Annotated in this window: 25 protein-coding genes; 11 read left to right on the top strand and 14 right to left on the bottom strand. The window is 73.3% G+C overall.

The window, feature by feature from the left end; all coding sequences use genetic code 11:
• Positions 1-35: 35 nt before the first annotated feature.
• Complete coding sequence (locus tag FFT21_RS12025) at positions 36-1136, top strand: LacI family DNA-binding transcriptional regulator (protein WP_137813893.1); 1101 nt, start codon at positions 36-38, stop codon at positions 1134-1136.
• A 15-nt stretch (positions 1137-1151) separates the two neighbouring features.
• Here the strand turns inward: FFT21_RS12025 and FFT21_RS29130 are convergent, their stop codons facing one another.
• The gene (locus FFT21_RS29130; RefSeq protein ID WP_192909496.1) at positions 1152-1892 is read right to left on the bottom strand and encodes a hypothetical protein; all 741 of its coding nucleotides are present in this window, start codon (positions 1890-1892) and stop codon (positions 1152-1154) included.
• A 326-nt stretch (positions 1893-2218) separates the two neighbouring features.
• Here FFT21_RS29130 and FFT21_RS12015 point away from each other — a divergent pair, with 326 nt between their 5' ends.
• From FFT21_RS12015 to FFT21_RS11990, 6 genes are all read left to right on the top strand, one after another.
• Entirely contained in the window at positions 2219-2710 is a 492-nt protein-coding gene (locus tag FFT21_RS12015; protein ID WP_137813892.1) for a beta-class carbonic anhydrase, read from the top strand.
• Between the two features lie 27 nt (positions 2711-2737).
• On the top strand, positions 2738-3619 hold the full coding sequence (locus FFT21_RS12010; protein WP_137813891.1) for an HhH-GPD family protein: 882 nt from the start codon (positions 2738-2740) through the stop codon (positions 3617-3619).
• 21 nt (positions 3620-3640) lie between these two features.
• Positions 3641-4156, top strand: a complete 516-nt coding sequence (locus FFT21_RS12005; RefSeq protein ID WP_137813890.1) for a 2'-5' RNA ligase family protein — start codon at positions 3641-3643, stop codon at positions 4154-4156.
• A 109-nt stretch (positions 4157-4265) separates the two neighbouring features.
• Positions 4266-5702 (top strand): M1 family metallopeptidase, encoded by a 1437-nt coding sequence (locus tag FFT21_RS12000; protein WP_192909495.1) that lies wholly within the window; start codon positions 4266-4268, stop codon positions 5700-5702.
• 34 nt (positions 5703-5736) lie between these two features.
• Positions 5737-6048 carry an antibiotic biosynthesis monooxygenase family protein gene (locus tag FFT21_RS11995; protein WP_137813889.1) on the top strand — a complete coding sequence of 104 codons (312 nt, stop codon included), beginning with the start codon at positions 5737-5739 and terminating at the stop codon, positions 6046-6048.
• Between the two features lie 16 nt (positions 6049-6064).
• Positions 6065-6892 (top strand): SIR2 family NAD-dependent protein deacylase, encoded by an 828-nt coding sequence (locus FFT21_RS11990; RefSeq protein WP_137813939.1) that lies wholly within the window; start codon positions 6065-6067, stop codon positions 6890-6892.
• Between the two features lie 70 nt (positions 6893-6962).
• Here the strand turns inward: FFT21_RS11990 and FFT21_RS11985 are convergent, their stop codons facing one another.
• The 3 genes from FFT21_RS11985 to FFT21_RS11975 all read right to left on the bottom strand — a co-directional run bounded on the left by FFT21_RS11985 (position 6963) and on the right by FFT21_RS11975 (position 12176).
• Positions 6963-8327 (bottom strand): S53 family peptidase, encoded by a 1365-nt coding sequence (locus tag FFT21_RS11985; RefSeq protein ID WP_137813888.1) that lies wholly within the window; start codon positions 8325-8327, stop codon positions 6963-6965.
• Positions 8328-8526: 199 nt separating this feature from the next.
• Positions 8527-9534, bottom strand: a complete 1008-nt coding sequence (locus FFT21_RS11980; protein WP_137813887.1) for an endonuclease/exonuclease/phosphatase family protein — start codon at positions 9532-9534, stop codon at positions 8527-8529.
• A gap of 89 nt (positions 9535-9623) precedes the next feature.
• On the bottom strand, positions 9624-12176 hold the full coding sequence (locus tag FFT21_RS11975; RefSeq protein ID WP_137813886.1) for an ATP-dependent Clp protease ATP-binding subunit: 2553 nt from the start codon (positions 12174-12176) through the stop codon (positions 9624-9626).
• Positions 12177-12544: 368 nt separating this feature from the next.
• On the opposite strand from FFT21_RS11975, the gene FFT21_RS11970 reads away from it, so the two are divergent.
• Positions 12545-13429, top strand: coding sequence for a (2Fe-2S)-binding protein (locus tag FFT21_RS11970; protein ID WP_225978328.1), 885 nt, complete (start codon positions 12545-12547; stop codon positions 13427-13429).
• 51 nt (positions 13430-13480) lie between these two features.
• Here the strand turns inward: FFT21_RS11970 and FFT21_RS11965 are convergent, their stop codons facing one another.
• The 3 genes from FFT21_RS11965 to FFT21_RS11955 are packed head-to-tail and all read right to left on the bottom strand — an operon-like array spanning position 13481 to position 16439.
• Positions 13481-14302, bottom strand: a complete 822-nt coding sequence (locus tag FFT21_RS11965; RefSeq protein ID WP_225978327.1) for an ABC transporter ATP-binding protein — start codon at positions 14300-14302, stop codon at positions 13481-13483.
• A 5-nt stretch (positions 14303-14307) separates the two neighbouring features.
• Positions 14308-15387, bottom strand: a complete 1080-nt coding sequence (locus tag FFT21_RS11960; RefSeq protein ID WP_137813884.1) for a FecCD family ABC transporter permease — start codon at positions 15385-15387, stop codon at positions 14308-14310.
• Entirely contained in the window at positions 15384-16439 is a 1056-nt protein-coding gene (locus FFT21_RS11955) for a FecCD family ABC transporter permease (protein WP_225978326.1), read from the bottom strand. Before FFT21_RS11955 ends, FFT21_RS11960 begins: the two co-directional genes overlap by 4 nt.
• Before the next feature lie 164 nt (positions 16440-16603).
• On the opposite strand from FFT21_RS11955, the gene FFT21_RS11950 reads away from it, so the two are divergent.
• The gene (locus FFT21_RS11950) at positions 16604-17617 is read left to right on the top strand and encodes an ABC transporter substrate-binding protein (RefSeq protein WP_137813882.1); all 1014 of its coding nucleotides are present in this window, start codon (positions 16604-16606) and stop codon (positions 17615-17617) included.
• A gap of 82 nt (positions 17618-17699) precedes the next feature.
• Here FFT21_RS11950 and FFT21_RS11945 read toward each other — a convergent pair whose 3' ends face one another.
• The 7 genes from FFT21_RS11945 to FFT21_RS11915 form a co-directional block, all read right to left on the bottom strand.
• Entirely contained in the window at positions 17700-18050 is a 351-nt protein-coding gene (locus FFT21_RS11945) for a histone-like nucleoid-structuring protein Lsr2 (protein WP_137813881.1), read from the bottom strand.
• A gap of 113 nt (positions 18051-18163) precedes the next feature.
• Entirely contained in the window at positions 18164-19618 is a 1455-nt protein-coding gene (gene lysS / locus FFT21_RS11940) for a lysine--tRNA ligase (protein WP_137813937.1), read from the bottom strand.
• Between the two features lie 103 nt (positions 19619-19721).
• The gene (locus tag FFT21_RS11935) at positions 19722-20507 is read right to left on the bottom strand and encodes a type III pantothenate kinase (RefSeq protein WP_137813880.1); all 786 of its coding nucleotides are present in this window, start codon (positions 20505-20507) and stop codon (positions 19722-19724) included.
• Positions 20507-20983, bottom strand: a complete 477-nt coding sequence (gene panD, locus FFT21_RS11930; protein ID WP_137813879.1) for an aspartate 1-decarboxylase — start codon at positions 20981-20983, stop codon at positions 20507-20509. The genes FFT21_RS11935 and panD overlap by 1 nt, the downstream gene beginning before the upstream one ends.
• A 12-nt stretch (positions 20984-20995) precedes the next feature.
• Positions 20996-21913, bottom strand: a complete 918-nt coding sequence (panC, locus tag FFT21_RS11925; protein WP_137813878.1) for a pantoate--beta-alanine ligase — start codon at positions 21911-21913, stop codon at positions 20996-20998.
• The gene (locus FFT21_RS11920; protein WP_137813877.1) at positions 21913-22821 is read right to left on the bottom strand and encodes a Rossmann-like and DUF2520 domain-containing protein; all 909 of its coding nucleotides are present in this window, start codon (positions 22819-22821) and stop codon (positions 21913-21915) included. The genes panC and FFT21_RS11920 overlap by 1 nt, the downstream gene beginning before the upstream one ends.
• 156 nt (positions 22822-22977) lie before the next feature.
• Entirely contained in the window at positions 22978-24105 is a 1128-nt protein-coding gene (locus FFT21_RS11915) for a PrsW family intramembrane metalloprotease (protein ID WP_137813876.1), read from the bottom strand.
• A gap of 346 nt (positions 24106-24451) precedes the next feature.
• Between FFT21_RS11915 and FFT21_RS11910 the strand changes: the two genes are divergently transcribed.
• Both FFT21_RS11910 and FFT21_RS11905 read left to right on the top strand, forming a co-directional pair.
• Positions 24452-25483: an SAM-dependent methyltransferase gene (locus FFT21_RS11910; RefSeq protein WP_137813875.1), complete on the top strand. Its 1032-nt coding sequence runs from the start codon at positions 24452-24454 to the stop codon at positions 25481-25483.
• Between the two features lie 22 nt (positions 25484-25505).
• Complete coding sequence (locus FFT21_RS11905) at positions 25506-26660, top strand: NADH-quinone oxidoreductase subunit D (protein WP_137813874.1); 1155 nt, start codon at positions 25506-25508, stop codon at positions 26658-26660.
• Positions 26661-26670 lie beyond the last annotated feature (10 nt).

Genomic DNA, 26670 nt, shown 5'->3' with positions numbered 1-26670 from the left:
TTCTCCAATTGGTTCTGAACCGTTACGGTCACTACATGGCGCGGTCTATGCATGTGCGACGCCCGGCGACGCTGGCCTCTCTCGCCGCCGAGCTGGGGGTGTCGCGGACGACGGTGTCCAACGCGTACAACCGCCCCGACCAGCTCTCCCCGGAGCTGCGGCGGCGGGTGCTGGAGACGGCGCGGCGGCTGGGGTACCCCGGGCCGGACCCGGTCGCCCGCTCCCTGCGCACCAGGAAGGCCGGCGCGGTTGGCCTGCTGCTCACCGAGAACCTCTCCTACGCCTTCCGTGACCCGGCTGCCATCGGGTTCCTCGAGGGGCTGGCGCTGGCCTGCGAGGATGCCGGCCAGGGGCTGCTGCTGGTGCCGGCCAACCCGGAGCGGGAGGACGTCGCCGCGGTGCACCGCGCCGGCGTGGACGGCTTCGTCGTCTACTCCGTGCCGGACGACGACCCGCACCTGGCCGCGGTACTGGAACGACCGGTACCCACCGTCGTGTGCGACCAGCCGAAGATCGAGAACGTGGACCTGGTCGGGATCGACGACCGCGCTGCCGTCGCCGAACTCGCCGATCATCTGATCCGGCTGGGCCACCGGCGCATCGGCGTGGTCTGCATGCGGCTGGCCCGGGACCGCAACGACGGATTCGTCACGCCGGACCGGCAGCGCAAGGCGCACTTCCACGTGCAGCGCGCGCGGCTCGCCGCGCTCGCCGAGTCCTTCGGCGCGGTCGGCGTGGACTGGGCGCGGGTTCCCGTGGTCGAGCGGTTCGACCACAACATCGCCTGCGGCGCCTCCGCCGCCGGTCAGGTGCTGGACCGCGACCCGGAGATCACCGCGCTGATCTGCACCTCGGACATCCTCGCGCTGGGCGCGCTCCAGGAGGCCGCGCGGCGCGGGCTGCGGGTGCCGCAGGACCTCACGGTCACCGGTTTCGACGGCATCCCGGAGGCCGAGCGGGCCGGGCTGACCACGGTCCGCCAGCCGGTACTGGAAAAGGGACGGGCCGCCGGCAAGCTGCTGCTGGACATCGCCGAGCACAACCGGCCACGCTCGGTCACCCTGGGCACCGAGTTGGTGCCGGGCACCACCTCGGCGGCGCCGCGCACCGCGGAGGAACGCTGGTTCGGCCCGTGACCGGGTGGCACGGGTTCAGCCGAGGTGGAACCGGGTGGGCGCGCTGACCAGCTTGCCCAGCCGGCCCACCAGGAAGTAGTCGCCGGGTGGCACGGCGTTGCGGCCGCCTGGGCAGCCGGGCGCGGAGGTGCGCCGTGCCCAGGTGACGCCGAACTCCGCGCGTTCGCCCGGCCGCAGCAGCCGCGGCCCGTCAACATCGCCGGAGTAGCAGTCGTTACTGGACCAGAGCCGGTTGCCGGGACCGATCGGGGTGACCATCAGCTCGCGGAGGTGCCGGCTGATGTCCCGCACGCACGCCACCGGGCCGGCGTTCAGCACCACCAGCCGGAACTCCGGATGATCACCGGGGCCGTAGCCGGGCCGGTCGACCTCGGCGACCACCCGGATCACCGCGTCCGGGCACGGTCCGGGCGGCGGAGGCGGTGGCGGTGGCGGTGGCGGAGGGGGTATCGCGGGGGCAGCGGCGGGTGCGACGGGCGCCCCGGCCGGTGTCCCGCTCACCGAGGGCACCGCCGAACCGGAGGCGGAGGACGACGGCGGGGCGGTGGACGTCGAGGACGGCGTCGACGACTCGGTGGTCGATGCCGGCGTGGTGGACGAGTACGCCGCGGCGCCGCGGGCATCCGGCTGGTCGTGCTCGTGCAGCATGGCCAGCAGCCAGACCAGGACCACCAGCAGGCCGACGGACCCGGCCGCGGCCACCGCACGCCGCCGCCAGTACACCCAGCGCGGCAGCGGACCCTCGGGATCGGTCATGGCCGGACGGTAAGCCGGGCGACCGCGCCGCGTGCGGCAACCGCCCGTCGCGCGTTCCGGTCGTTTCGACCACCCGAACACCGCCGAGCCGGCCGCCGTGAGCGTTGCCCGGAACCGGTCCAGCGACCCGTGCGAGCGGCTGCCGCGGTGACGGTGCGTGTCGGCTCGCACCAGCTCGCCGAAGGGCACCGTGACTTGCGTCTAAAGGGCCTTGTGACGCCTTCACGCGGGCGGCTTTCATGCAGGGAAAGGCACGTGTTCGGCGAGGACGAGGCAGTGCCGCGGGACCGCGGCCGCCGACCAAGTCCCCTCACCCGGAGGTGTACATGGCCGCGACCGACGAACTCCTGCGACGCAACCGCGACCTGGCCGACCCCGTCGCCGGGGACCGCAGCTCGGCCAGCCCCTCGCTCCAGATCGCCATCCTGACCTGCATGGACGCCCGGATCCGGGTGTTCGAGCTGTTCGGCCTGCGGCAGGGCGAGGCGCACGTGCTGCGCAACGCCGGCGGCGTGGTCACCGACGACATGATCCGCTCCCTCGCGCTCAGCCAGCGCAAGCTCGGCACCCGCGAGGTGGTGGTCATCCAGCACACCTCGTGCGGGCTGTCCATGGTCACCGAGGACGAGTTCAAGGACGAACTGGAGCGCGACACCGGGCTGCGGCCGACCTGGGCGGTGGAGGCGTTCCGGGACGTCAAGGACAGCGTGCGGCAGTCCGTGGAGCGGGTGCGGCGCAGCCCGTTCCTGCCGCACACCGACGCGGTGCGCGGCTTCGTCTACGACGTGCACACCGGCGCCCTGGACGAGGTCCGGTAGGCGCGGGCTTGCCAGAATGGGCGCATCATGAGCGCCCGCCTGGATCCCCACGTTCTCGTCGACTGGTTCGCGCGCAACGGCCGTGACCTGCCCTGGCGGCGGCCGGAGACCACCGCGTGGGGCGTGCTGGTCAGCGAGATCATGCTGCAGCAGACGCCGGTGAGCCGGGTGGAGCCGGTGTGGCTGGCCTGGATGGCGAGCTGGCCCCGGCCGTCCGACCTGGCCGCGGCGACCCAGGGCGAGGTGCTGCGCGCCTGGGGCCGGCTGGGCTACCCGCGCCGCGCGCTGCGGCTGCACGAGGCGGCCACCGCGATCGCCACCGAGCACGGCGACGTCGTCCCGTCCGATGTGGACACTCTGCTGGCGCTGCCCGGCATCGGCGCGTACACCGCGAGGGCGGTCGCCGCGTTCGCCTACGGCCGGCGCTGCCCGGTGGTGGACACCAACGTGCGCCGGGTGGTGGCCCGTGCCGTGCACGGCGCGGGCGACGCGGGCCCCGCCGGCGGCGGGCGGGACCTGGCCGACGTCGAGGCGCTGCTGCCGGAGGACGAGGCCACCGCGGCCCGGTTCTCCGCCGCGCTGATGGAACTCGGCCAGCTGGTCTGCACCGCCCGCTCGCCGCGCTGCGCCGCCTGCCCGGTGATCGGCGCCTGCGCCTGGCAACACGCCGGCCGCCCGGCCTACGACGGGCCGGCCAAGCCGGTGCAGCGCTACGCCGGCACCGACCGGTACGTGCGCGGCCTGCTGCTGGAGGTGCTGCGCGGCACCACCGAGCCGGTGCCCAAGACCCGGCTGGACGCGGTGTGGTCGGACGGCGGCCAGCGGGACCGCTGCCTGGACTCGCTGCTGGTCGACGGGCTGGTGGAGCAGACGGCCGACGGCCGGTTCGCCCTTCCCGGCGAGCACTGACCCGGCTGGCAGGATGACCGCGTGGCGCACGCACTGGACCTCTTCTTCGACGACGAGGCGGACGTGGCCGTGCGCGCGCTGTGGCGGCGGCTGGAGCGCGGCGGCGTGCCCAGCATGGCCGGCCGCACCCACCGGCCGCACGTGACCTTCGCCCGGGCCGGCTCGATTCCCCGCCCGGCCAGGGAGGCGCTGCGCCGCGACCTGTCCCTGCTCGCCCTGCCCAACCTCTGGCTCTCCACCCTGGCCACCTTCCCCACCACCGACAACGCCCTCTGGCTCGGCGCGGTGGTGGACACCGAGCTGCTGGCCGTGCACTCCGCGGTGCACGACGTGCTCGCCGGCCGGGTCCGCCAGCCATCGGCGTACCACCTGCCGGGGGCGTGGGTGCCGCACTGCCTGCTTACCCAGGGCGTCACGCCGGCCGAGCTGGCCACCGGGTTCGCCACGCTGCACCCGGTCCAGCCGATCCGCGCGGCCATCCGGCAGGTCGGCATCACCGACACCCGCACCGGCGAGATCGACGTGCTGCTCCCCTGACGGGCCACCCGTCCGGGCGTGCGCGGCTTGTCACACCGGCCGCGCACCCGGTAACAAAGCAGATCACACCCGTCGACGCCGGATGAGCGGCGCCTGCCCAGGGAGCCCGATGAACCCCACCAGCGCCTGGCGTTCCGTGCCGCTCGCCGTCGTGACGCTGGCCTGCGCAGCGCTCGTGACGTCCTCAGCGGTGATCCCGATGACCGCGCGGGCCGGGTCACCGGTCGCCGGTCGGGACGGCGCCGGCGACGACTACTACCCCACCGACGGCAACGGCGGCTACCTGGTGGCCGACTACCAGGTGGCGATCACCTACGACCCGGTCAGCCACCACCTGGCCGGCGACACCGTGGTCAGCGGGCGCACCACCCAGCGGCTCAACCGGTTCAACCTCGACCTGACCGGGTTGGACGTGCACGCGGTGACGGTGGACGGCCGGCCGGCGGCGTTCGCCCGCAGCGGCGACCACGAACTGGTGGTCACGCCGCCGCGCCCGCTGGAATCCGGCACGCCGGTGCGGGTGGAGGTGCGCTACGCCGGCATCCCGAAACAGATCCCCGCGCTGCTCGGCGTCGGCGGCTGGCAGATCTCCGCCGGCGGTGGCGCGTTCGCCGCCGGCGAGCCGCACTCGGCCACCTCCTGGTATCCGGCCAACGACACGCCGAGGAACAAGGCCACGTTCCACCTCTCCGCCACGGTGCCGGACGGCTGGTCGGTGGTGTCCAACGGCCGCGAGCAGGGCACCACCTCGTCGGGCGGGTGGACCACCTTCCGGTGGGCCGAGGACACCCCGATCGCCACCTACCTGACCACCGTGGCGATCGACCACTGGACGCTGGAACGGTCGCGGCTGGCCGACGGCACCCCGGTGGTCGACGCCTACGCGCCGGGCGCGGAGGACAAGCGCGAGCTGGAGACCAGGCTGCCGGAGATCCTGGACTTCCTGTCCAGCAAGTTCGGCCCGTATCCGCAGGACGCCGCCGGCGGGATCTTCCTGGCCGACCAGATCGGCTTCTCCCTGGAGACGCAGACCCGCCCCACCTACGCGCACTGGGCGAACCTGGCCACGATCGTGCACGAGAACACCCACCAGTGGTTCGGCGACTCGGTGTCCGTGGACGGTTGGCGGGACACCTGCCTCAACGAGTGCTTCGCCAGCTACGCGCAGTGGCTGTGGGCGGAGGTCAAGGACCACTGGGACCTGGACACCGCGTACCGCCAGTACATCGCCCGGACCCGGAACAACCCGTCGTTCTGGTCCGGCCGGCTGTACGACATGGGCCCGGGTCGGGAGTTCACCTCGGTCTACAGCAAGGGCATCCTGGCCATGCACGCGCTGCGCCGGCAGATCGGGGAGAGCGCCTTCGACGCCGTGCTGCGCGGCTGGCCGACGCTGCACCGGGGCGGCAACGCGTCCTGGCCGGAGTTCGAGGCGTTCCTGCAGCAGGTGTCGGGCCAGGACCTGCGCGGCTTCCTGCAGGCCTGGTTCCACGACGGCATGCTGCCGCCGGAGCAGTACCTCTACCCGGGCACGCTGCGCCAGTGAGTGCTTCCGCGCCACCGGCTCGTAGGCTGGAGTCATGGCGGTTGTGAAGATCAACGCGATCGAGGTTCCCGAGGGCGCGGGCGAGGAACTGGAGCGGCGGTTCGCCGAGCGGCACGGCGCGGTGGACAGCGCCCCCGGCTTCCTGGGCTTCGAGCTGCTCCGGCCGGTCAAGGGCGAGAACCGCTACTTCGTGTACACGCGCTGGGAGTCCGAGGAGGCGTTCCAGGCGTGGGCGAGCGGTCCGGCCAAGGAGGCGCACGCCGGCGAGCGGCAGAAGCCGGTCTCCACCGGCGCCAGTCTGCTCGAGTTCGAGGTGGTGCAGCGCAGCGAGCCCCGGTCGGGCTGACCCGCCCGTGGCGGAGATCGACGCGGCGCTGGACCGTGCCGCCGACCTGCTCGCCGGCGCCGACGCGCTGCTGGTCTGCGCCGGCGCCGGGATCGGCGTGGACTCCGGGCTGCCGGACTTCCGCGGCGACCACGGGTTCTGGCGCGCCTACCCGCCCTACGCCCGGCTCGGCCTGCGGTTCGTCGAGTTGGCCAACCCCGAGCACTTCGTCGCCGACCCGGAGCTGGCCTGGGGCTTCTACGGCCACCGGCTGCACCTGTACCGGCGCACCGAGCCGCACGCCGGGTTCGCGGTGCTACGCCGCTGGGGCGACCGGCTACCCGGCGGCATCCGCGTCTTCACGTCCAATGTGGACGGCCAGTTCCAGCGGGCCGGATTCGCCGCTGAACATGTCGCCGAGGTGCACGGCTCCATCCACCACCTGCAGTGCGTCGAGCCCTGCCAGGACGCCGTCTGGCCGGCGGACGGCACCGAGGTGGCGGTCGACCCGGACACCATGCGCGCGGCCGGGGACCTGCCGCGCTGCCCGCACTGCGGCGGCCTGGCCCGGCCGAACATCCTGATGTTCGGTGACGACGGCTGGCTGGGCTGGCGCAGCCAGGAGCGGCTGGACGGGCTGGCGCGGTGGCGGCGGGGGCTGCGCGACGCCCGGCTGGTGGTGGTCGAACTGGGCGCCGGCACCGCGGTCCCGACCGTGCGCCGCCAGGCCGAGCTGGCCAGCGTCGCCGGTGGCACGCTGATCCGGATCAACCCGCGCGAACCGGAGGTCCGGCACGGCCACGGCGTCTCCGTCCCGCTCGGCGCCCTCGACGGCCTCACCCGCCTCGACGCCCGGCTCACCTGATCCCACGCGGCGCGACGGCGGCTTCCCGCGGGCGTCCCGCGGGAAGCCGCCGCGTCCGGCCGCACCGCGGTCAGCGGTTCGCGCGGGCGGTACCGGCGAGCGCGGGGACGAACCGGCTGGCGTCGATCGTTCCCAGGCCACTGGCCAGGTCGTATCCCGGTGTCGCCGGGAAGCCGGTCACGCCGCCGAAGGTGTTGTCGCCGATCGTGACGTCCCGGATGCCGGCGCGTGCGCCGTCCCGCGCGAGCTGGTACAGCCGCGGGTTGAGCTGGCCGAGGTCATGGCCGGCGTACTGGTCGGCCAGGGCCGCGATGCCGGCGAGCAGCGGGCTGGCCTGGCTGGTGCCGCCGGAGAACACCCGCCACCCGACGTTCTTCGGGTCGTAGCTGGTGTAGAGCCAGGTGCCGTCCACCTCGGCCGCGTCGAGGCTGATGTCCGGGACGCCGCGCTGGCTGCCCACCACCGAGCTGACCCCGTCCTGGTAGGCCGGCCGTGCGAAGGACTGGGACCGCGCGCCGCCGCCGGCGCCCCGCCCGTCGTTCCACACGGTGTCCGGGCCGGTGCGGCGGCCGGCGTCGTCGAGGCTGAGGTGGGTGCCGCCGACGGCGGTGACCAGCGGGTCCGAGGCCGGCCACGACGTCGCCGACGAGTAGAGCGTGCCGCCCGGGCCGTGGTTGGTCGGCCCGGTGTCGTCGCTGGCGGCGAGCACGGACACGTTGTGCCTGGCGGCGTCGGTGAAGGCGTACCGCAGGTCGTTGATGTTCGGTAACTGCTGCTCCGCCTGGCCGAAGCTCTGCGTGATCACGTCGCCGATGCCCTGGTCGATCAGGGACTTCTCGGCGTCCATGGTCGTGGTCATCGGGCCGTCCGGGGTCTCCGCGATGACGATGTTCGCCCCGGGCGCCATGGCGTGGGCGTACTCGACGTCGATGGTGACCTCATGCGCGGCGCCGAGCATGTTCTGGTCGTTCGGGTCGAACGGTGGAATGTTGCCGAACTTGATTTCCCGAATCCTGGTATCCGGCAGACCGAACTGCTTGTCGAACATGTCGAGGTCGTGCTGGATCGTCGGCGACCCGTGCGAGATGACCACCACGATCGTCTTGCCGGTTCCGGTGATGCCCCGGTCGTACAACGGCGTGACGTTGTAGGCGCGCTGCAACTGGGTCGGCGAGTAGCACGAAATGTGGTACCGCTGTAAGCACTGGCTTGTCGTCAGCGGATGGTCGAACACGGTCGACGGTGGCGCGGTCGGCGTGCTCGACGGCGGGCTCGACGTGGTCGGTTTGGACCGAGCGGCCGAGGTGGTCGCCGTGGGGGTCGCCGACGCGTGGATCGCACCGGCGACGGAGATGACGGTCAGGATGACGGCGCTGGCTGCCGCGCCGCGAGCGAGGCCTGTGCGGCGGCGCGGTCCGCGTGTGGTGTGCGGCATGCGAACTCCTTCAGAAATGGGGACCTTCTGCGTGTTCGCCGCGTCCGCGCGGACTCGTCTCGGCCACGCGGACGAACGACAGAGAGTGTCGTTTGGTCCCAAACTAGATACCGCACCCGCGCTGCCGCAAGGCTCGCCGCCTACCCGAGCCGCGCCTTCATCGGATTCACAGGATTCTCGAGCCGCACGTCAGGCGAACTCACGGCTTGGGTAGGGAGAACCGGGCGAGGAGGGCGCGGTGATCGCTGCCCGGGACGTCGAACACCTGGACCTCGTCCACCGGGCAGCGCCGGTCAACCAGCACGTGGTCGATGGTCACCGGCGGCCAGCGGCGGCCGTTGGCCGGCCAGGTGGGCAGCAGACCGGCGCCCGCCTGGTCCGCGGCGTCCGCGTAGCCGAGGCCGAGCAGCCGGCGGAACGCGGCGTGGTCCACCGTGGCGTTGAAGTCGCCGGCGAGCACTCGCACCGTGCCCTCCGGGTTCGGCTCGGGCAGCCCGGCCAGCTCTCGCCGCCAGGCGTCCGCGCCGCCCGGGCCGAACGGCCAGGTCGGGTGGGCGGCGAGCAGCTCGACCCGTTCCCCCGTGGGCAGGATGAGCAGCGCGCCCGGCTGCTGCGCCCCGGACGGACCGGCCAGCGAGCGTGGCTGTAACGGGTAGCGCGCCGCCAGCCCGGAGCCGGTGGACGTGGGCCCCGGGCGGAACTCGCGGTACGGGAGCTCCGCGCCGAGCCCGGCGCGGTCCAGCGCGGCCACCGCCTCCGGCGTCAGCTCCTGCAGGCTGAGTACGTCGACCCGGTGCTCGCGGACCAGGTTGACCACGGTGGCGGCGTCACCACGGCCGACATAGAGGTTCGCGGTGAGCACCCGCAGTTCGGTGCCGGTGCCGTACGGCCGGGACCTGCCGAACGCCCTGGGCGCCACCGCGGCGGCCAGCAGCACGGCGACCAGCAACACCAGGCCGCCCGTCGCCCACCGGCGCAGCGACAACGCGACCAAGCCGAGCACCGTGCCGCCCGCGACCACATACGGGGTGAGCGCGAGCGCGGCCACGGTGTACCGGTTGCCGTCGATCCCGGCGAGCCGCAGCAGCGCCGCCCCGAGGAAAGCCATGGCGAGCAGCGTGACCAGCACGGACGCACCGTAGCCGCCGGGAGGCCGGGGGCGGCCGGCGTGGCGCTCCCGATGCGGCGCCACCGAGGTCTGCGTCATCCCTGCCCCCTCCCCCTTCCTCCCCACGGACGCGCAAGGGCGGGCCCCGGTTTACCCGGGGCCCGCCCCTCGCGGTCGCTACCTTCGGCCTACTCCTGGTCGCCCTCGTTGGTCGTGCCCTCGCCGCCCGTGGAGGCGGTCAGGCCGACCGGCGGCGAGTCCGGCACGTGCAGCGGCTTCGGCTCGCCCCGGAACACGAAGCGGGCCCGGTCGTCGCTGCCATCGCCGTCCCAGCCCTCGACATCGGTGATGACGATCTGGCCAGGCTGCAGCTCGCCGAAGAGGATCTTCTCGGACAGCTGGTCCTCGATCTCCCGCTGGATCGTCCGGCGCAGCGGCCGGGCGCCCAGCACCGGGTCGAAGCCGCGCTTGGCGAGCAGCTTCTTGGCCAGCGGGGTCAGCTCGATGGACATGTCCTTGTTGCGGAGCTGGGTCTCCACCCGCGAGATCATCAGGTCCACCATGCGGACGATCTCGTCCTCGGTGAGCTGGTGGAACACGATGATGTCGTCGATACGGTTGAGGAACTCCGGCCGGAAGTGCTTCTTCAGCTCGTCGTTGACCTTCTGCTTCATCCGCTCGTAGTCGGACGAGGCGTCCTTGCCGGTGGAGAAGCCGAGGCCAACCGCCTTGGAGATGTCCGCGGTGCCCAGGTTGGAGGTGAAGATCACCACGGTGTTCTTGAAGTCCACCGTGCGGCCCTGGCCGTCGGTGAGGCGGCCGTCCTCCAGCACCTGGAGCAGCGTGTTGTACACCTCCTGGTGCGCCTTCTCGATCTCGTCGAACAGCACGACGGAGAACGGCTTGCGGCGCACCTTCTCGGTGAGCTGACCACCCTCCTCGTAGCCGACGTAGCCCGGGGGGGCACCGAACAGCCGCGAGGCGGTGTAGCGATCGTGGAACTCACCCATGTCGATCTGGATGAGCGCGTCGTCGTCGCCGAAGAGGAACTCCGCGAGCGCCTTGGACAGCTCGGTCTTCCCCACACCGGACGGGCCGGCGAAGATGAACGAGCCGGACGGGCGCTTCGGGTCCTTCAGACCGGCCCGGGTGCGGCGGATCGCCTGGGAGACGGCCTTGACGGCCTCCTCCTGGCCGATGATCCGCTTGTGCAGCTCCTGCTCCATGCGGAGCAGCCGGGTGGTCTCCTCCTCGGTGAGCTTGAACACCGGAATGCCGGTCCAGTGCGCCAGCACCTCGGCGATCTGCTCGTCGTCGACCTCGGCGACCACGTCGAGGTCGCCGTCCTTCCACTGCTTCTCCCGCTCCGCCTTCTGCGCCAGGAGTTGCTTCTCCTGGTCGCGCAGCTTGGCCGCGCGCTCGAAGTCCTGCGCGTCGATCGCGGACTCCTTCTCCCTGCGCACGTCGGCGATCTTCTCGTCGAACTCGCGCAGGTCCGGCGGCGCGGTCATCCGGCGGATCCGCATCCGGGCGCCGGCCTCGTCGATCAGGTCGATCGCCTTGTCCGGCAGGTACCGGTCGTTGATGTAGCGGTCGGCCAGCGTGGCGGCCGCCACCAGTGCGGAGTCGGTGATGGAGACCCGGTGGTGCGCCTCGTAGCGGTCGCGCAGCCCCTTGAGGATCTCGATGGTGTGCTCCAGGGACGGCTCGCCGACCTGGATGGGCTGGAACCGGCGCTCCAGGGCCGGGTCCTTCTCGACGTACTTGCGGTACTCCTCGAGCGTGGTGGCGCCGATGGTCTGCAGCTCACCACGGGCCAGCATCGGCTTGAGGATGCTCGCCGCGTCGATCGCGCCCTCCGCGGCACCCGCACCGACCAGCGTGTGGATCTCGTCGATGAACAGGATGATGTCGCCGCGGGTGCGGATCTCCTTGAGCACCTTCTTCAGCCGCTCTTCGAAGTCACCGCGGTAGCGGGAACCGGCCACCAGCGAGCCGAGGTCCAGGGTGTAGAGCTGCTTGTCCTTCAGCGTCTCCGGGACCTCGCCCTTGACGATGCGCTGGGCCAGCCCCTCGACGACGGCGGTCTTCCCGACGCCGGGCTCGCCGATCAGCACCGGGTTGTTCTTGGTACGGCGGGACAGCACCTGCATGACCCGCTCGATTTCCTTCTCCCGCCCGATGACCGGGTCGAGCTTGCCCTCCCGCGCGCTGGCGGTGAGGTTGCGCCCGAACTGGTCCAGCACCAGCGAGGAGGACGGCGTGCTCTCGCTGCGGCCGCCCGTCTCGGCGGGCTCCTTGCCCTGGTAGCCGGACAGGAGCTGGAGCACCTGTTGACGGACCCGGTTGAGGTCGGCACCCAGCTTGACGAGGACCTGGGCGGCGACGCCCTCACCCTCGCGGATCAGACCGAGCAGGATGTGCTCGGTGCCGATGTAGTTGTGCCCGAGCTGCAGCGCCTCGCGCAGCGACAGCTCCAGCACCTTCTTCGCCCGCGGCGTGAAGGGGATGTGCCCGCTCGGCGCCTGTTGACCCTGGCCGATGATCTCCTCGACCTGCTGGCGCACACCCTCCAGCGCGATTCCCAGCGACTCGAGCGCCTTGGCGGCGACACCCTCACCCTCGTGGATCAGACCGAGGAGGATGTGCTCGGTGCCGATGTAGTTGTGGTTGAGCATCCTGGCCTCTTCCTGAGCCAGGACGACCACCCGCCTCGCGCGGTCGGTGAACCTTTCGAACATTCGCACTCCCTGACAGCTGCGCCGGCGGCCCTCGGCTCGCCCGGACGTTCCGTGACGAGCGCGGCACCGTACGACCACTGTAGTCGCCGGAACCGTCTTACCCAGTTCCCGATCACAGCTCGTCGTCCTGCGGGACATCCTGACAAGCGGAACAACGCCCGATCCTGCCAGGCAGATTCCATTTGGCGGGTGCTGTCCGCCCAGCGCGAACATGCGACCCGTTCGGCGCAACGTGGCGTGAGTGCGCTCACGCCGCACGGGCCATCCTTGCACGGGCGCCGCCGAAACGGTAGCGGTAAGGTTAGGCAAACCTCACGAGGCCAGTCCGGTCCAGCCCCGCCGCCCAGCCGAGCATCCGAGGAGGCGCCGTGCGGCCGCGCACGACACCCCCGCACCCCGACGGTGCCAGCCACACCGCGACCGGAGAGGCATCCCCGCAGGTCAGTGCGGGTACAGCGGGGATCGAGGAGACCATCCGGAGGATCGGCGGGCGGCACGCGTACCTGCCGGTGAGCTACGGCAGCCCGATCACCGAGGCGGCCCGATGGCGGCACTGCGCGGCTCTGCTCGACACCGAGAGTGAGTTGCGCCACTGGCGGTCCCGGCTCGCCGAGTGGCTGCGCGCCAGCTACGGCGACGCCCCGGAGCGCACCGTCTCCGGCTACCTCATGTCCTGGTACCTGCTGGTCCCCGGCTACCTCGGCGCCCTGCTGTTCCACGCCGCCCGGCGGGTGCCTTCGCTGCGCCCGGAGGACGTCGCGTTCCGGCTGACCGACGACCGACCGCATCCTGACGGGATCGCGCTGCTCGCGCCCGGGTTCGCCTGCCTGCCGGACGACCCGGCCAGCGGCACCGCGGAAGCCACCACGGTGGCCGACGAGCACGCGCTGGCCGCGCTGCTGCGCGCCCGCTTCGCCGGGCACGCCGCCCGGTTCGTCGCCGCGTTCGCACCGACCACCCGGTTCGGCCGGCGCACCCTGTGGGCGGCCGCCACCGATGCGCTGGACATCGGCGTCTGGCTGGCCGGCCGGGTGTGCGGCGACGAGGGCGCCGGCGTGGCCGACGCCGCGCTGCTGCTTCCCGAGCGGCTGGCCCCGTTCACCTCGGGGTCCACCCTGCGCCGGCTGCCCGACGCGGCCGGGGAGCCGCAGTGGACGCGGCGCAGGGAAAGCTGCTGCTTCCATTTCGCGCTGCCCGGCGCGCCGGCCCCGTGCGCCACCTGCCCCCGGGTGACGCCCCGGAACTCCCGCTAGCCCGCACGACCGGCCCAGGAGGCAGCGGCAGCTCAGCGGGCAGCGGCCGGCTCAGGACGCGGCGGCGCGGCCGACCGGGACGACCAGCGGGGTGCCGGTGACCGGGTCAGGCACCACCCTGGTGTCCAGGTCGAACACGGTGCGCACCAGGTCCTCGGTGAGCACGTCGGCCGGGGCGCCGTGCGCGACGATCCGGCCGTCCCGCATGGCGACAAGCCGGCCGGCGTAGCGGGCGGCCAGGTTCAGGTCGTGCAGCACCATGACCACCGTGCGGCCGGCGTCCGCGTGCAGCCGCGCGACCAGGTCGAGCACGTCGATCTGGTGGGCCAGATCCAGGTGCGTGGTGGGCTCGTCGAGCAGCAGCAGGTCGGTGCCCTGGGCCAGCGCCATGGAGATCCATGCCCGCTGCCGCTGGCCGCCGGAAAGCTCGTCCAGGTCCCGCTCGGCCAGTTCCAGCATCCCGGTCAGCCGCAGCGCCTCGGCCACCGCCGCCTCGTCGTCCGACGACCACTGCCGGTACCACCGCTGGTGCGGGTGCCGGCCGCGGGCCACCAGGTCGACCACGGTCAGCCCCTCCGGCGCCTGCGGCGTCTGCGGCAGCACGCCCAGTACCCGGGCCACCTCTCGGGTGGGCAGCCGGTCGATCCGCCTGCCGTCCAGCAGGACGGCGCCGCCGCGCGGGGCGAGCAGCCGGCCCAGTGCGCGCAGCAGGGTGGACTTGCCGCAGCCGTTCGGGCCGATCACCGCGGTCACCGTGCCATCGAGCACGTCCAGGTCCAGCCCCTCGACCACGACCCGGTCGCCGTAGGCCAGGCGCAGGTCGGTGGCGCGCAGCCGGACGGTGCCGGCTTCCGGTGGGGAGACGGGTTCCACGGGGATCATGCTCGTGCCCTCCGAGCCAGCAGGTACATCAGGTACGGGGCGCCGAGCGCGGCGGTCACCACGCCGACCGGCAGTTCCACCGGGAACGCGGTGCGGGCCAGCACGTCCGCGCCGATGGTCAGCGCGGCACCGAACACCGCGGAGGCGAGGAGCGGCGGCTGGGCGAGCCCGGCCAGGCGCATCGCGACCTGCGGCACGGCCAGCGCGACGAAGGTGACCGGGCCGGCCGCCGCGGTGGCCACGCTGGCCAGCAGCACCGCGGCCAGCACCAGCGCCGCCCTGGCCGGCCCGGCGCGCACGCCCAGCCCTCCGACGGTGTCGTCGTCCAGTTGCAGCGCACCGAGCACCGCCACGCCGAGCAGGCTGGCCGGCAGCAGCACGCCCAGGGCGGCGGCGACCGGCAGCAGGTCGGTCCAGCCCCGGCCGTTCAGGCTGCCGGTGATCCACGCCATCGCGCGGCTGGCTTCGGTCACGTTGCCGACGGTGAGCAGCCAGTAGGTCAGGTTGGCCAGCGCGGTGGACACCGCGACGCCGACCAGGACCAGCCGGTAGCCCTCCAGGCCGCGCCGCCAGGCAAGCAGGTGCACCGCGAAGCCGGCCAGCGTCCCGCCGCCCAGCGCGGCGACCGGCAGGCCGACGGTGGACGCCAGCCCGCTGATACCGCCGTAGCTGCCGGCGACCGCGATCACGGCAACCGCGCCCGCCCCGGCACCCCAGGTGACGCCGAGGATGTCCGGGCTGGCCAGCGGGTTGCGGGCGACCGCCTGGACGATCGCACCGGAGACCCCCAGCGCGGCGCCGACCAGCGCGCCGGTCAGCGTCCGGGGCAGCCGCAGCTCCAGCACGATGTAGCGCTGCGCGTGGCTGCCGCCGCCGGCGAGCACCCGCAGCACGTCCGGCACGCCGATCGGGAAGTCGCCCAGCCCGACGTTGACCGCGACCAGCAGCACCAGCGCGGCCAGTCCGGTCAGGCACACCACGACCAGCCGGGGCCGCAGCACCCAGGACGCCGGTCCCAGCCGCACGCCCCGCCGGCCGGGCACCCGAGTGCCCACAGTGTCCACAGTGGACGTCACAGTCGGGCCAACCTCCTTCGCCGCACCAGCATCACCAGGAACGGCGCGCCGACCAGGGCAAGCATGATCCCGACCTCCAGCTCGCCGGGCCGGGCCACCACCCGGCCCAGCACGTCGGCGACCAGCAGCAGCACCGCGCCGAGCAGCGCCGAGTACGGCAGCACCCACCGGTAGTCCGCGCCGCAGATCGCCCGCGCGGCGTGCGGCACGACCAGGCCGACGAAGGCCAGCGGCCCGCACGCGGCGACGCTCGCCCCGGTCAGCACGGTCACGGCGAGCACGCCGAGCAGCCGCACCAGCCCGATCCGCTGGCCCAGCGCGCGGGCCACGTCCTCGCCGAGGGCCAGCGCGTTCAGCCCCGGAGCGTTGGCCGCGGCGAGCAGCAGGCCGGCCGCGAGGAACGGCGCCACCCGGCCGGCCACGCCCGGATCCCGGCCGATCAGCGAACCGATCTGCCAGAACCGGTAGGCGTCCAGGCTGCGCGCGTCGAGCAGCACCACCGCGGTGGTCAGCGCGTGTAACAGCGCGGTGACCGCGGCCCCGGCCAGCGCGAGCGTCACCGGGGTGGCCCCGCCGCGTGCGCCGCTGCCCAGCAGGAACACCCCGACGCTGGCCAGCAGCGCCCCGGCGAAGCCGAACCACACGTAGCCGGAGAGGTTGGTCACGCCCAGCGCGGACACCGCGAGCACCACGGCGAAGGCGGCTCCCGCGGTGACCCCGAGCAGCCCGGGGTCGGCCAGCGGGTTACGGGTGTGGCCCTGCATCAGCGCACCGGCGACGCCGAGCGCGGCGCCGGCGGCCAGGCCCAGCGCGGTGCGCGGCAGCCGCAGTGCGCGGACGGTGAGGTCGTCCACCGTGCCGGTGGGCGCCACCAGCGCGTGCCACACCGCGGCTGGCGGCACGGCCCTGGCGCCGACCGCGACGCTGGCCAGGCAGGCGGCCAGCAGCACGAGCAGCAGCGCGGCCAGGCCGACCAGCCGGCGACGGCGGCGGGCGGCGAGCGGGCCGGAGCCCACCGGCGGCGCGGCGTCCGGCCCGGCGGGCCGCGCCACGCTCCGCGTCACCTTTCGCCGTCCGCGGTGGCCGGGTGCCGGTGGCCACGCCATGGGCCGCGGCTCGAGCCGATCATCGAAACCCCCTGCCGTTCGGTCGCTCGATCAGGTTAGGGTCCCCTCGCAAGAGTGAGGCAAGCCTAACCAAACATGTAGGAGCCTTGATGAGAAGGTCGCCGCGCACGTGGTTCCCGCGCCGTGCCGCCGTCGCCGTCACCGTCGTGGCCGCCACGCTCGGCGTCGCCGGCTGTGGTGCGTCCGCCAACTCGCCGGGGGCGGCCGGCCCGAGCGGGCAGTCCGGGTTCCCGCGCACCGTGGCGCACGCGATGGGGCAGACCACGATCGACCGCGCGCCGCAGCGGGTGGCCGCGCTGGACACCAGCTTCGTGGACGCCGCCATCGCGCTGCACACCCCGGTCGTCGCGTACACCCGCTACCCCGGGTTGGGCGACCGGCTGCCCGGCTACCTCGGCGCGGACGCGGCGACCTACGCCGGGGACGCGAAGCCGGTCGGCGACCTGGCCAGCCCGAGCATCGAGCAGATCGCCGCGCGGAACCCGGACCTGATCGTCTCCGCCAAGGTCCGGCACCAGCAGATCTACGGCAAGCTCTCCGGCATCGCGCCGACCGTGTTCACCGACACCACCGGAGCCACCTGGAAGGACAACATCCGGCTGCTGGCCAGGGCGCTGGGCAAGGAGCGACTGGCGGAGCAGCAGATCACCGCGTACCAGGACCGGGCGCGCCGGATCGGTGACGAGATCCGCGCCAGGGAGGGCCGCAATCCCACCGTGTCGATCGTGCGGTTCGTCGGCGGGGAGCAGACCGTGCGGCTGTACACGCCGAACTCGTTCCCCGGCATCGTGCTCGCCGACACCGGGCTGGCCCGCCCGACCGGCCAGCCGACCGGGCCGCAGATCTCGGTGAACCTCTCCCAGGAGCAGATCACCAGCCTGGACGCGGACCGGGTGTTCGTGGCCAGCTACGCGGACGGCAGGGGCGAGTCGGCGGCGGTGAAGCAGCGGTTCCAGGTCAACCCGCTGTGGGGACAGCTTCGGGGCCAGGTGACCGACGTGGACGACACCACGTGGATCAGTTCGGTGAGCCTGCCGGGCGCCAACGCGATGCTGGACGACCTGGCCAGGGCGTTCGGCGTGGATCCGGCCCGCACCGGCTGACCGGGGCGCGATCGCGGTACCGGACCATGGCCGGCGGGTGCGCCTCGACGCGCCCGGGGCGCACCCGCCGCCGGTCGGGTGCTCAGTGCTGCTTGTGGTAGGCCTGCAGCACGTCCGCCGGGATGCGGCCGCGGTCGGAGACCTGCATGCCCTGCTTGCGGGCCCACTCCCGGATGGCCTGGTTCTGTTCCCTGTCGGCCGCGGCGGTGCGGGCCGGCTTGGCCCCGCTGGGACGCGCGCCCTGAGCCCGCTTCCGGCCGCCCGCCCGCCGCGCGCTCGCCACGAATTTGGCGAGCGAGTCACGCAGCTTGGCGGCATTGGACGAGGACAGGTCAATCTGGTACGAAACGCCGTCCAGACCGAACTCGACGGTCTCCTCGGCCTCGGAGCCGTCGAGATCGTCGAGAAGGGTCACGGTGACCTTCTGCGCCATTGCGATTCCTCCCCGGACACCGGTGCGCGGCGCGGAATCCCGAGTCCGCACCCAAACGAATACCTTCTCCGTTTCAGGTTAGCGCACCTAACCGCCGCCCGCTGAGCGTTTGTTCATTCCGGACGAACGAGTGGGAAGAGGATCGTCTCCCGGATACCGAGACCCGTGAGTGCCATCAGCAGGCGGTCGATGCCCATTCCCACGCCACCGGTGGGCGGCATTCCGTACTCCAGAGCTCGGAGAAAGTCCTCGTCGAGCCGCATGGCCTCTTCGTCGCCCGCGGCGGCCATCCTGGCCTGCTCCTCCAGCCGCTGCCGCTGCACGATGGGGTCGACCAGCTCGGAGTATCCGGTGGCCAGCTCGAAACCGCGCACGTAGAGGTCCCACTTTTCGGCAAGGCCCGGGTCGTCCCGGTGCGGCCGGGTGAGCGGCGCGGTCTCGGCGGGAAAGTCGCGCACGAAGGTGGGCGCGTACAGGTGGTCGCCGACCAGGTGTTCCCACAGCTCCTCGACCAGCTTGCCGTGGCCGAGCTTGGGATCCAGCTCCATGCCGCGCGCGTCGGCGTGCTTGCGCAGCAGGTCGACCGAGGTGCGCGGGGTGATCTCCTCGCCGAGCGCCTCGGACAGCGAGCCGTACATGGTCAGCGACGTCCATTCGCCGGCGAGGTCGTACTCGGTGCCGTCGGCCAGGGTGACCCGCAGTGTCCCGCACGCCGCCATCGCGGCCTCCTGGATCAGCTCCCTGGTCAGTACGGCCATCGAGTCGTATGTGCCGTACGCCTGATAGAACTCAAGCATCCCGAACTCGGGCGAGTGCGAGGAGTCGCTGCCCTCGTTACGGAAGTTCCGGTTGATCTCGAAGACCTTCTCGATGCCGCCGACCACGCATCGCTTGAGATACAGCTCCGGCGCGATGCGCAGGTACAGGTCGATGTCGAAGGCGTTGGAGTGGGTGACGAACGGTCGGGCCGCCGCGCCGCCGTGCAGCGTCTGCAGCATCGGCGTCTCGACCTCGAGAAATCCGCGACGGTGGAACGAATCGCGCAGCGAGCGCACCACGGCCGCCCGGGTCCGCACGGTGTCCCTGGCCTGGGGCCGCTGGATGAGGTCGACATAGCGCTGCCGGATCCGGGTTTCCTCGGCGAGCTGCTTGTGCGCCACCGGCAGCGGCCGCACCGCCTTCGCCGCCATCCGCCACTCGTCGGCCAGGACGGACAGCTCCCCCCGGCGGGAGGTGATCACCTCGCCGTGCACGAACACGTGGTCGCCCAGGTCGACGTCGGCCTTCCAGGCAGCCAGCGCGTCCTCGCCGACCTTGTTCAGGCTGAGCATGGCCTGCAGCTCGGTGCCGTCCCCCTCGCGCAGCGTGGCGAAGCACAGCTTGCCGGTGTTGCGCAGGAACATGACCCGGCCAGTCACCCCGACCACCTCGCCGGTGGCGGTGTCCGGCGGCAGGTCCGGGAAGCGCAGCCGGATCTCGGCCAGCGAGTGGGTGCGGGGCAGCTCGACGGGATACGGCTCGGTGCCCTGCGCCACCAGCCGGGCCCGCTTCTCCCGGCGCACCCGCATCTGCTCGGGCAGGTCGTCGCTGGTGGCGGGCTGGCGCTGGGGGTCTTCGGTCACGGGTTGCAAGGGTAGGCGACGCGGCTTTCCGCCCGCCGCCGAGTTCCGGTCATGTGGTGTTGCGCTCGAAGACCAGCCGCAGTCCGAGCAGGGTGAGGTCGGGCACGTGGTGCTGGATCGTGGTGGACTCCGCCACCACCAGCGGCGCCAGGCCGCCGGTGGCCAGCACGGTGACCGGGCCGGCGTCGGCCTGCTCCAGCTCGCAGGTGATCCGCCGGACCAGCCCGTCCACCTGGCCGGCGAACCCGTAGAGCAGCCCGGACTGCAGGCACTCCACGGTATTCTTGCCGATCACCGAGCGCGGCCGGACCAGTTGCACCTTGACCAGTTGGGCGGCGCGGGCGGCCAGCGCGTCCACCGAGATCTCGATGCCCGGGGCGAACGCGCCGCCGAGGAACTCGCCCTTCGCCGACATCACGTCGATGTTGGTGGACGTGCCGAAGTCGACCACCACGCACGCGGTGTTGAACAGGTGGTGCGCGGCCAGCGTGTTCACCACCCGGTCCGCGCCCACCTCCTTGGGGTTGTCCACCAGCAGCGGCACCCCGGTGCGCACCCCGGGTTCCACGATGACCCGCGGCACCGCGTCCCAGTACCGGCCGAGCATCACCTTCATCTCGCGCAGCACCGCGGGCACCGTGGACAGCGCGGAGATCCCGGTGATCTTCTCCGCGTACTCGCCGAGCAGGCCGCGCACGGTGAGCGCCATCTCGTCGGCCGTCATCCTGGGATCGGTGCGCATGCGCCAGTCGCGTAGCAGGTGCGCGCCCTCGCCCCGGCCCGAGTACATGCCGAGCACGATGTTGGTGTTGCCGACGTCGATCGCCAGGAGCATTAGCTGTCCGCCTGGAGCAGGGCGTCCAGCCGGGCGGCGTCCTCGGTCTCGGAGGCCGGCGGCTCGGCGGCAACCGCCCCGGTCATCAGCCCGGAGCCCTCCGGGGCGTGCGCCGGATCGGTGCCCTGGTGCGCCACCCGGTTCTCCGCGTCCACGAACACGATCTTCGGCTGGTAGTCGCGGGCCTCGGCGTCGTCCATCACGCCGTAGGAGATGATGATCACCAGGTCACCCGGCTTGACCAGGTGCGCGGCCGCTCCGTTGATGCCGAGCACCCCGCTGCCGGGTTCGCCGGTGATGACGTAGGTCTCCAGCCGCGCACCGTTGGTCACGTCCACGATCGCCACCTGCTCGCCGGGCAGCAGGTCGGCGGCGGCCATCAGCTCCTCGTCGATCGTCACCGAGCCGACGTAGTGCAGGTTGGCCTGGGTCACCGTGGCTCTGTGGATCTTGGACTTGAGCATGGTCCGAAGCATGGTGATCTCCCTCTACCGATCCGTGAGCGATCCGGTGTCGGCGGTGTGGTCGGCAGCGCCCAGCAGCACCGGGGCGTTGTCGATCAGCCGGGTGGCGCCGACCCTGGCGGCGACCAGCAGCCGGGCCGGGCCGCGCTCGGGTGCCGGTCCGAGCGCGGGGTCACGCAGCTCGAGATAGTCCACCCGCACCTCGGGGCGGGTGGCGAGGACCTCTTCCGCGGCGGCGCGCACCGCGTCCGGTCCGCCCGGACCGGCGTGCACCCCGGCGGTGAGCGCGGCGGACAGCGCGAGCGCCGACTCCCGGTCGGCCTCGCTGAGGTAGGCGTTGCGGGAGGACAGCGCCAGCCCGCCGGTCTCCCGCACGGTGGGCACCCCGACTACGGAGACGTCCATGTTCAGGTCCCGCACCATCCGCTTGACCAGCACGAGCTGCTGGTAGTCCTTCTCCCCGAAGAAGGCGTAGTCCGGCCGCACGATGTTGAACAGCTTGGCGACCACGGTGAGCACACCGGCGAAGTGACCGGGCCGGCTGGCGCCCTCCAGTTCCTCGCCCAGCGGTCCGGGCTGCACGGTGACCTGCGCGGCCTCCGGGTAGAGGTCCTCGGCCCCGGGCGCGAACACCAGCTCGACCCGCTCCTCCCGGCAGGCGTCCACATCGGAGTCGAACGGCCTGGGGTAGCGCTCGAAGTCCTCGTTCGGCCCGAACTGCAACGGGTTCACGAAGATGGACACCACCACGGTGGTGCCGGGAATCCGCCGGGCGCGGCGGATCAGCTCGCGGTGCCCGTCGTGCAGCGCGCCCATGGTGGGCACCAGGGCCACCTTCCGGCCGGTGGCCCGCAGCGCCCTGGTCACCTTGGCAAGCTCCGCCGGCTCCCGGTACACGTGCAGCTCACCGGGCTGGAACGCGGGCTTCGCGCGCGTGGTCATCAAGCCTCCTCCGGGGCGAGGACGGCGCGGACGTCGGCGGCGGCGTCCGCGCGCAGCAGGCCGGCGCGGCTGGCGCGGTCGACGGTGCGCCGGGCCATGGCGACGTAGGCGGGCAGGACATCCGGCGCGCGTCGCCGGAGCACGTCCAGGTGGGCACGCACGGTCCCGGTGTCGCCGCGGGCGACCGGCCCGGTCAGCCCGCGGTCCCCGTGCCGCAGCGCGTTGTCCAGCGCCGCGGACAGCAGCGGGCCGAGCATCCGCTCGGCCGGCTCTATGCCGGCGCCGCGCAGCAGGTCGGCGCACTCGGCGACCAGGGTGACCAGATGGTTGGCGCCGTGCGCGAGCGCGGCGTGGTAGAGCGGCCGCGCCGCCTCCGGCACCCGCACCGGCTCGGCGCCCATCTCCACCACCAGCGCCTCGCCCACGTGCCAGCCGGCCTCGTCGCCCTCGGCCGCGGTGATCCCCACCGAGCAGGCGGCGATCCGCTCCAGGTCCTCACCGCGGCCGGTGAAGGTCATCACCGGGTGCAGCGCCAGCGGCAGCGCGCCGAGCGAGGCGGCCGGTTCGAGGACGTCCACGCCGTGTGCGCCGGAGGTGTGCACCACGATCTGGCCGGCGCGCAGCGAGCCGGTGGCCACCAGCCCGCGGACCAGGCCGGCGAGCGCGTCGTCGGGAACGGCGAGCAGCACCAGATCGGCGCGCGTGGCCACCGCGGGCGGGTCGAGCAGGGGGACGTCCGGCAGCAGTTCCTCGGCGCGCCGCACGGACGCCGTGGACACGCCGGAGGTGGCGACGACGACGTGTCCGCTGCGGGCCAGCGCCGCGCCGAGCACCGCTCCCACCCTGCCGGCCGAGATCACCCCGACCGCGAGCCGGGCCGGCCGCGGGGCACCATCGGGCCTGGTCACGGGGTTGTTCCCGGGGCGTTCATGCGTGTCGCTCCTTCGCGTTCCAGTCCCGCACCGGCGCGGGTACCGGACGACGGCGCGAGAGTAGCCCGCGGCGAAAGAGGCCGTGACGCGCGGGTGACGAGCTTCACCTGGGTGGCCGGCGTGGTGCTCGCCTCACGGGTGTGCATCCGGCGATTCCCCTGCCGGGGGAGCCGGGTCCGGCACCGCGGCGCGGGCCGCGCGCAGCGCCCGCACCAGTTCGCGGAGCCGCACGTCGGCCTCCGGGCCGGCGGTGCCGCGCTGCACGGCATGGCAGAGGAAGGCGAGTTCGGTGGCGGCGACCTGGTAGGCGGCGATGGCCCGGGCCGCGGTGTCCCCGGCCTCCCGGCGTACCGAGCCGCGCCAGCCGCGCCGCGCGGGCAGGCTGCCCAGCCGGGCGACCTCGTCCGCGGTGACCCAGCCGGCGCGCACCATGCCGGGCAACTGGGCGAGCAGGACCCGCTGCTCCCGGCGCCGCTGCCAGACCACAAGGGTCACCACTCCGGCGAAGATCGGCACCATGACCAGGAAGTAGACGTCGATGAAGGTGTGCCCGTTGCCGAAGGTCGCCGTGCCGTTCCACAGCGAGTGCAGCAGCACCGCGCCCAGGTAGCCGGCGAGCACGGCGAGGATCCGGCCGGACCGGGACCTGGCCCGGGCGGCCACGCCCACGCCGATCCCGGTCATCGTCGTGAACAGCGGGTGGGCGAACGGGGCGAGCACCGCGCGCAGAATGAACACCGCGACCACGCCGCGGCTGGCGCCGCCGAAGCCGCCCTCGGCGAAGGCCCGCCCGAAGTAGTAGATGTTCTCGGTGAACGCGAAGCCGGCGGCGGTGACTCCGGCGTAGACGATGCCGTCGACTAAACCGTCGAACTCCCGCCGCCGCCAGGCCAGCATGCCGATCAGGAACAGCCCCTTGGCCGCCTCCTCGACCGGCGGCGCGGTGTACACGGCGGCCAGCGTGTCCCCGTGACCGCGGCCGAGCACCAGGTCGCCGAGCACCTCGGCGGTGCTGTTGATGCCCAGCGCGCAGATCGTCGCGCCGCAGGCGCCCCAGGCGAAGGCGAGCAGCAGCAGCCGGGCCGGCTCCGGCTCCCAGCGGTCCACCCAGAGGAACGCGCCGACCACGATGGTCACCGGGAGCAGCGCCGCGGCCGCGCCGACCAGCACAGCCACCGCGCCGACCTTCGCCGTGCCCACGCCGACCAGCGCCAGCCCGCACAGGCCCAGCGCGGACAGGCCGAGAACGGGCAGCAACACGGCCCGGTGACGATCGCCCCGTTCGGTGCGCGAAGACGTCGGAGTTGCGGCTTCGGTCACGCTACGAACCCTAGATGCCGCGCTGTGTCGCAACCCGTCACACGGCAGGGAACCACCCAAGCCAACTACCGTGATGACGCAGCGTGAGGGTTGTTCGGAGCCGGCCCAGCCGACGCGGCCAGCGAGGTTGCCCAGGACCGGTCCAGCGACCACGGGCCGCCAGGCCCGTGCGAGCGGCCGATGTGGTGACACGGCACTGGCGTCGCCGAACAACGCGAACTCCTGAGCAACACCGTGTTCGCCGCCGCGGGCGGCGCGGCCGAGACCGCCGCGTAGCGTGTCGGGCGTGCCGCGATGTCGGGAGTGGACGGACGCCTGGTTCGACGCGCTGTACGGGCCGGGCGGCTTCTTCGCCCGCGGCGAGCGCCCCGCCGGGCACTTCCGCACCGCACCGCTGGTCGGGCCGGAGCTGGCCGAGGCGCTGCTCGAACTGCTGCGCCGGGTGGACACCGCGCTGGGCCACCCGGCCACGCTCGACTTCGTGGACGTGGGCGCGGGCGGTGGTGAGCTGGCCGGCACGGTGCGCGCGCTGGCCACCGGCGAGCTGGGCCGGCGGCTGCGGGTCTCCGCCGTCGACCTGGCCCCGCCGCCGGACACGGCGCCCGGCGTGCGGTGGCTGGCCGAACCACCGGAACGGGTGGCCGGGCTGCTGGTCGGCCACGAATGGCTGGACGCGGTGCCCTGCCCGGTGGTCACCCGGTGCGGGCCGCGGTGGCACCGGGTGCTGGTCAACCCGTCCGGCGCGGAGGCGGTGGGTGATCCGGTGGACTCCGGCGCGGCGACCTGGCTGCGCCGCTGGTGGCCGCGGACCGCCGAGGGGGAGCGGGCCGAGGCGGGCATCACCAGGGACGCGGCCTGGGCCGGCGCGGTGGCGGCCGTGCGGGCCGGTGCGGCGCTGGCCGTCGACTACGGCCACCTGCTCGCCGACCGGGCGGCCGGCCGCTACCCGGCGGGCACGCTCACCGGCTACCGGCACGGCCGGCAGCTGCCGCCGGTGCCGGACGGGAGCCGCGACCTCACCGCGCACGTGGCGCTGGACGCCTGCGCGGCGGCCGCCGAGGCCACCGGCACGGTCACCGGCACCGTCCTGGTGGCGCAGCGGGACGCGCTGGCCGCCCTTGGGCTGACCGCCGACACCCCGGCCGCCGGGCTGGCCGGCGCCGATCCGATGGCCTGGCTGGACGCCTCCTGGCGGGCCGGCCGCGTCGCCGAGTTGCGCGCCCCCGGTGGCCTCGGCGCCTTCGGCTGGCTGCTGCAGACCACCGGCGGTGTCCCGGTGGCCGACCTGCTCCCGCCGCTCCCGCCGTGGCGGCCCTGACCTGCCGTGCGAGCATGACGGTGTGTCGCAGGAGATCACCGTGGGCGTCGGCGCCGGCGCCGCCCACCTGGGCGTGGACCGGGTGGTCGACCTCGGCCCGCTGCACCCCTCCGCGCACGGCGCGTACCGGTTGCGGCTGACCGTCCGCGGCGATCCCGGGAACCCGGAGGTGGTCTCGGCCCAGCCGCTGGTCGGCCACCTGCACCGGGGCGCGGAGAAGCTCTTCGAGGTGCGTGACTACCGCCAGGTGCTCACCCTGGCCAACCGGCACGACTGGCTGGCCGCGTTCGGCAACGAGATGACCGTCGCGCTCGCCGTGGAACGCATGAACGGGATGGAGGTGCCACCGCGCGCGCAGTGGCTGCGCGTGCTGCTCTGCGAGTTGAACCGCGTGCTCGCCCACCTGGTCTTCCTCGCCCCGCTCACCCGCTCCCCGGACGGGCGGCCCACCGAGGGCACCGCGGCCGCGCAGCGCGGCCGGGAGACGGTGCAGGCGGTCATGGAGGAGGCGTCCGGCGGGCGGATCCACTTCATGGCCAACCGCATCGGCGGGCTGCGCGAGGACGTGCCCGCCGGGTGGACCGGCCGGGTCGCCGATGCGCTGTCCACTGTAGACAAGCTGATGGGCGCGGTCCGCGCGGCCACCGTGGCGGACGACGGTTTCGTCGCGCGGCACGCGGGCATCGGCGTGCTGGACCGCGCCGCCGCGCTCGCGCTCGGGGTGACCGGGCCGGCCGGTCGCGCCTCCGGAGTGGACGTCGACCTGCGGCGCGACGACCCGCTGCCGCCCTACCGCGACCTGCCGGTCAGCCCGGTGGTGCGGGCCGAGGGCGACACGCTCGCCCGGGTGCGCTGCCTGGTCGACGAGGTCGAGCAGTCGCTGCGGCTGGCCGCGGAATGCCTGGACCGCCTGCCGGCCGGGCCGGTGAACGTGCGGCTGCCCAAGGCGGTCAAGGCACCGGAGGGATCGGTGTACGTGTGGACCGAGGCGCCGCTGGGCATCGCCGGCGTGCACCTGGTGTCGCGCGCGGAGAAGACGCCGTGGCGGCTGAAGCTGCGCACCCCGTCGTTCAACAACGTGCAGGCGCTGTCCGCGCTGCTGCCGGGCACCCGGGTGGCCGACCTGCCCGTGGTGCTCGGCTCGTTCGCCGTGGTCGTCGGCGACATCGACAAGTAGCCCGGGCGCG

Origin of the sequence: Gandjariella thermophila, assembly GCF_005405885.1 — a bacterium.
Taxonomy (GTDB): Bacteria; Actinomycetota; Actinomycetes; order Mycobacteriales; family Pseudonocardiaceae; genus Gandjariella; species Gandjariella thermophila.
This window is presented reverse-complemented; position numbering and strand designations above follow the sequence as displayed.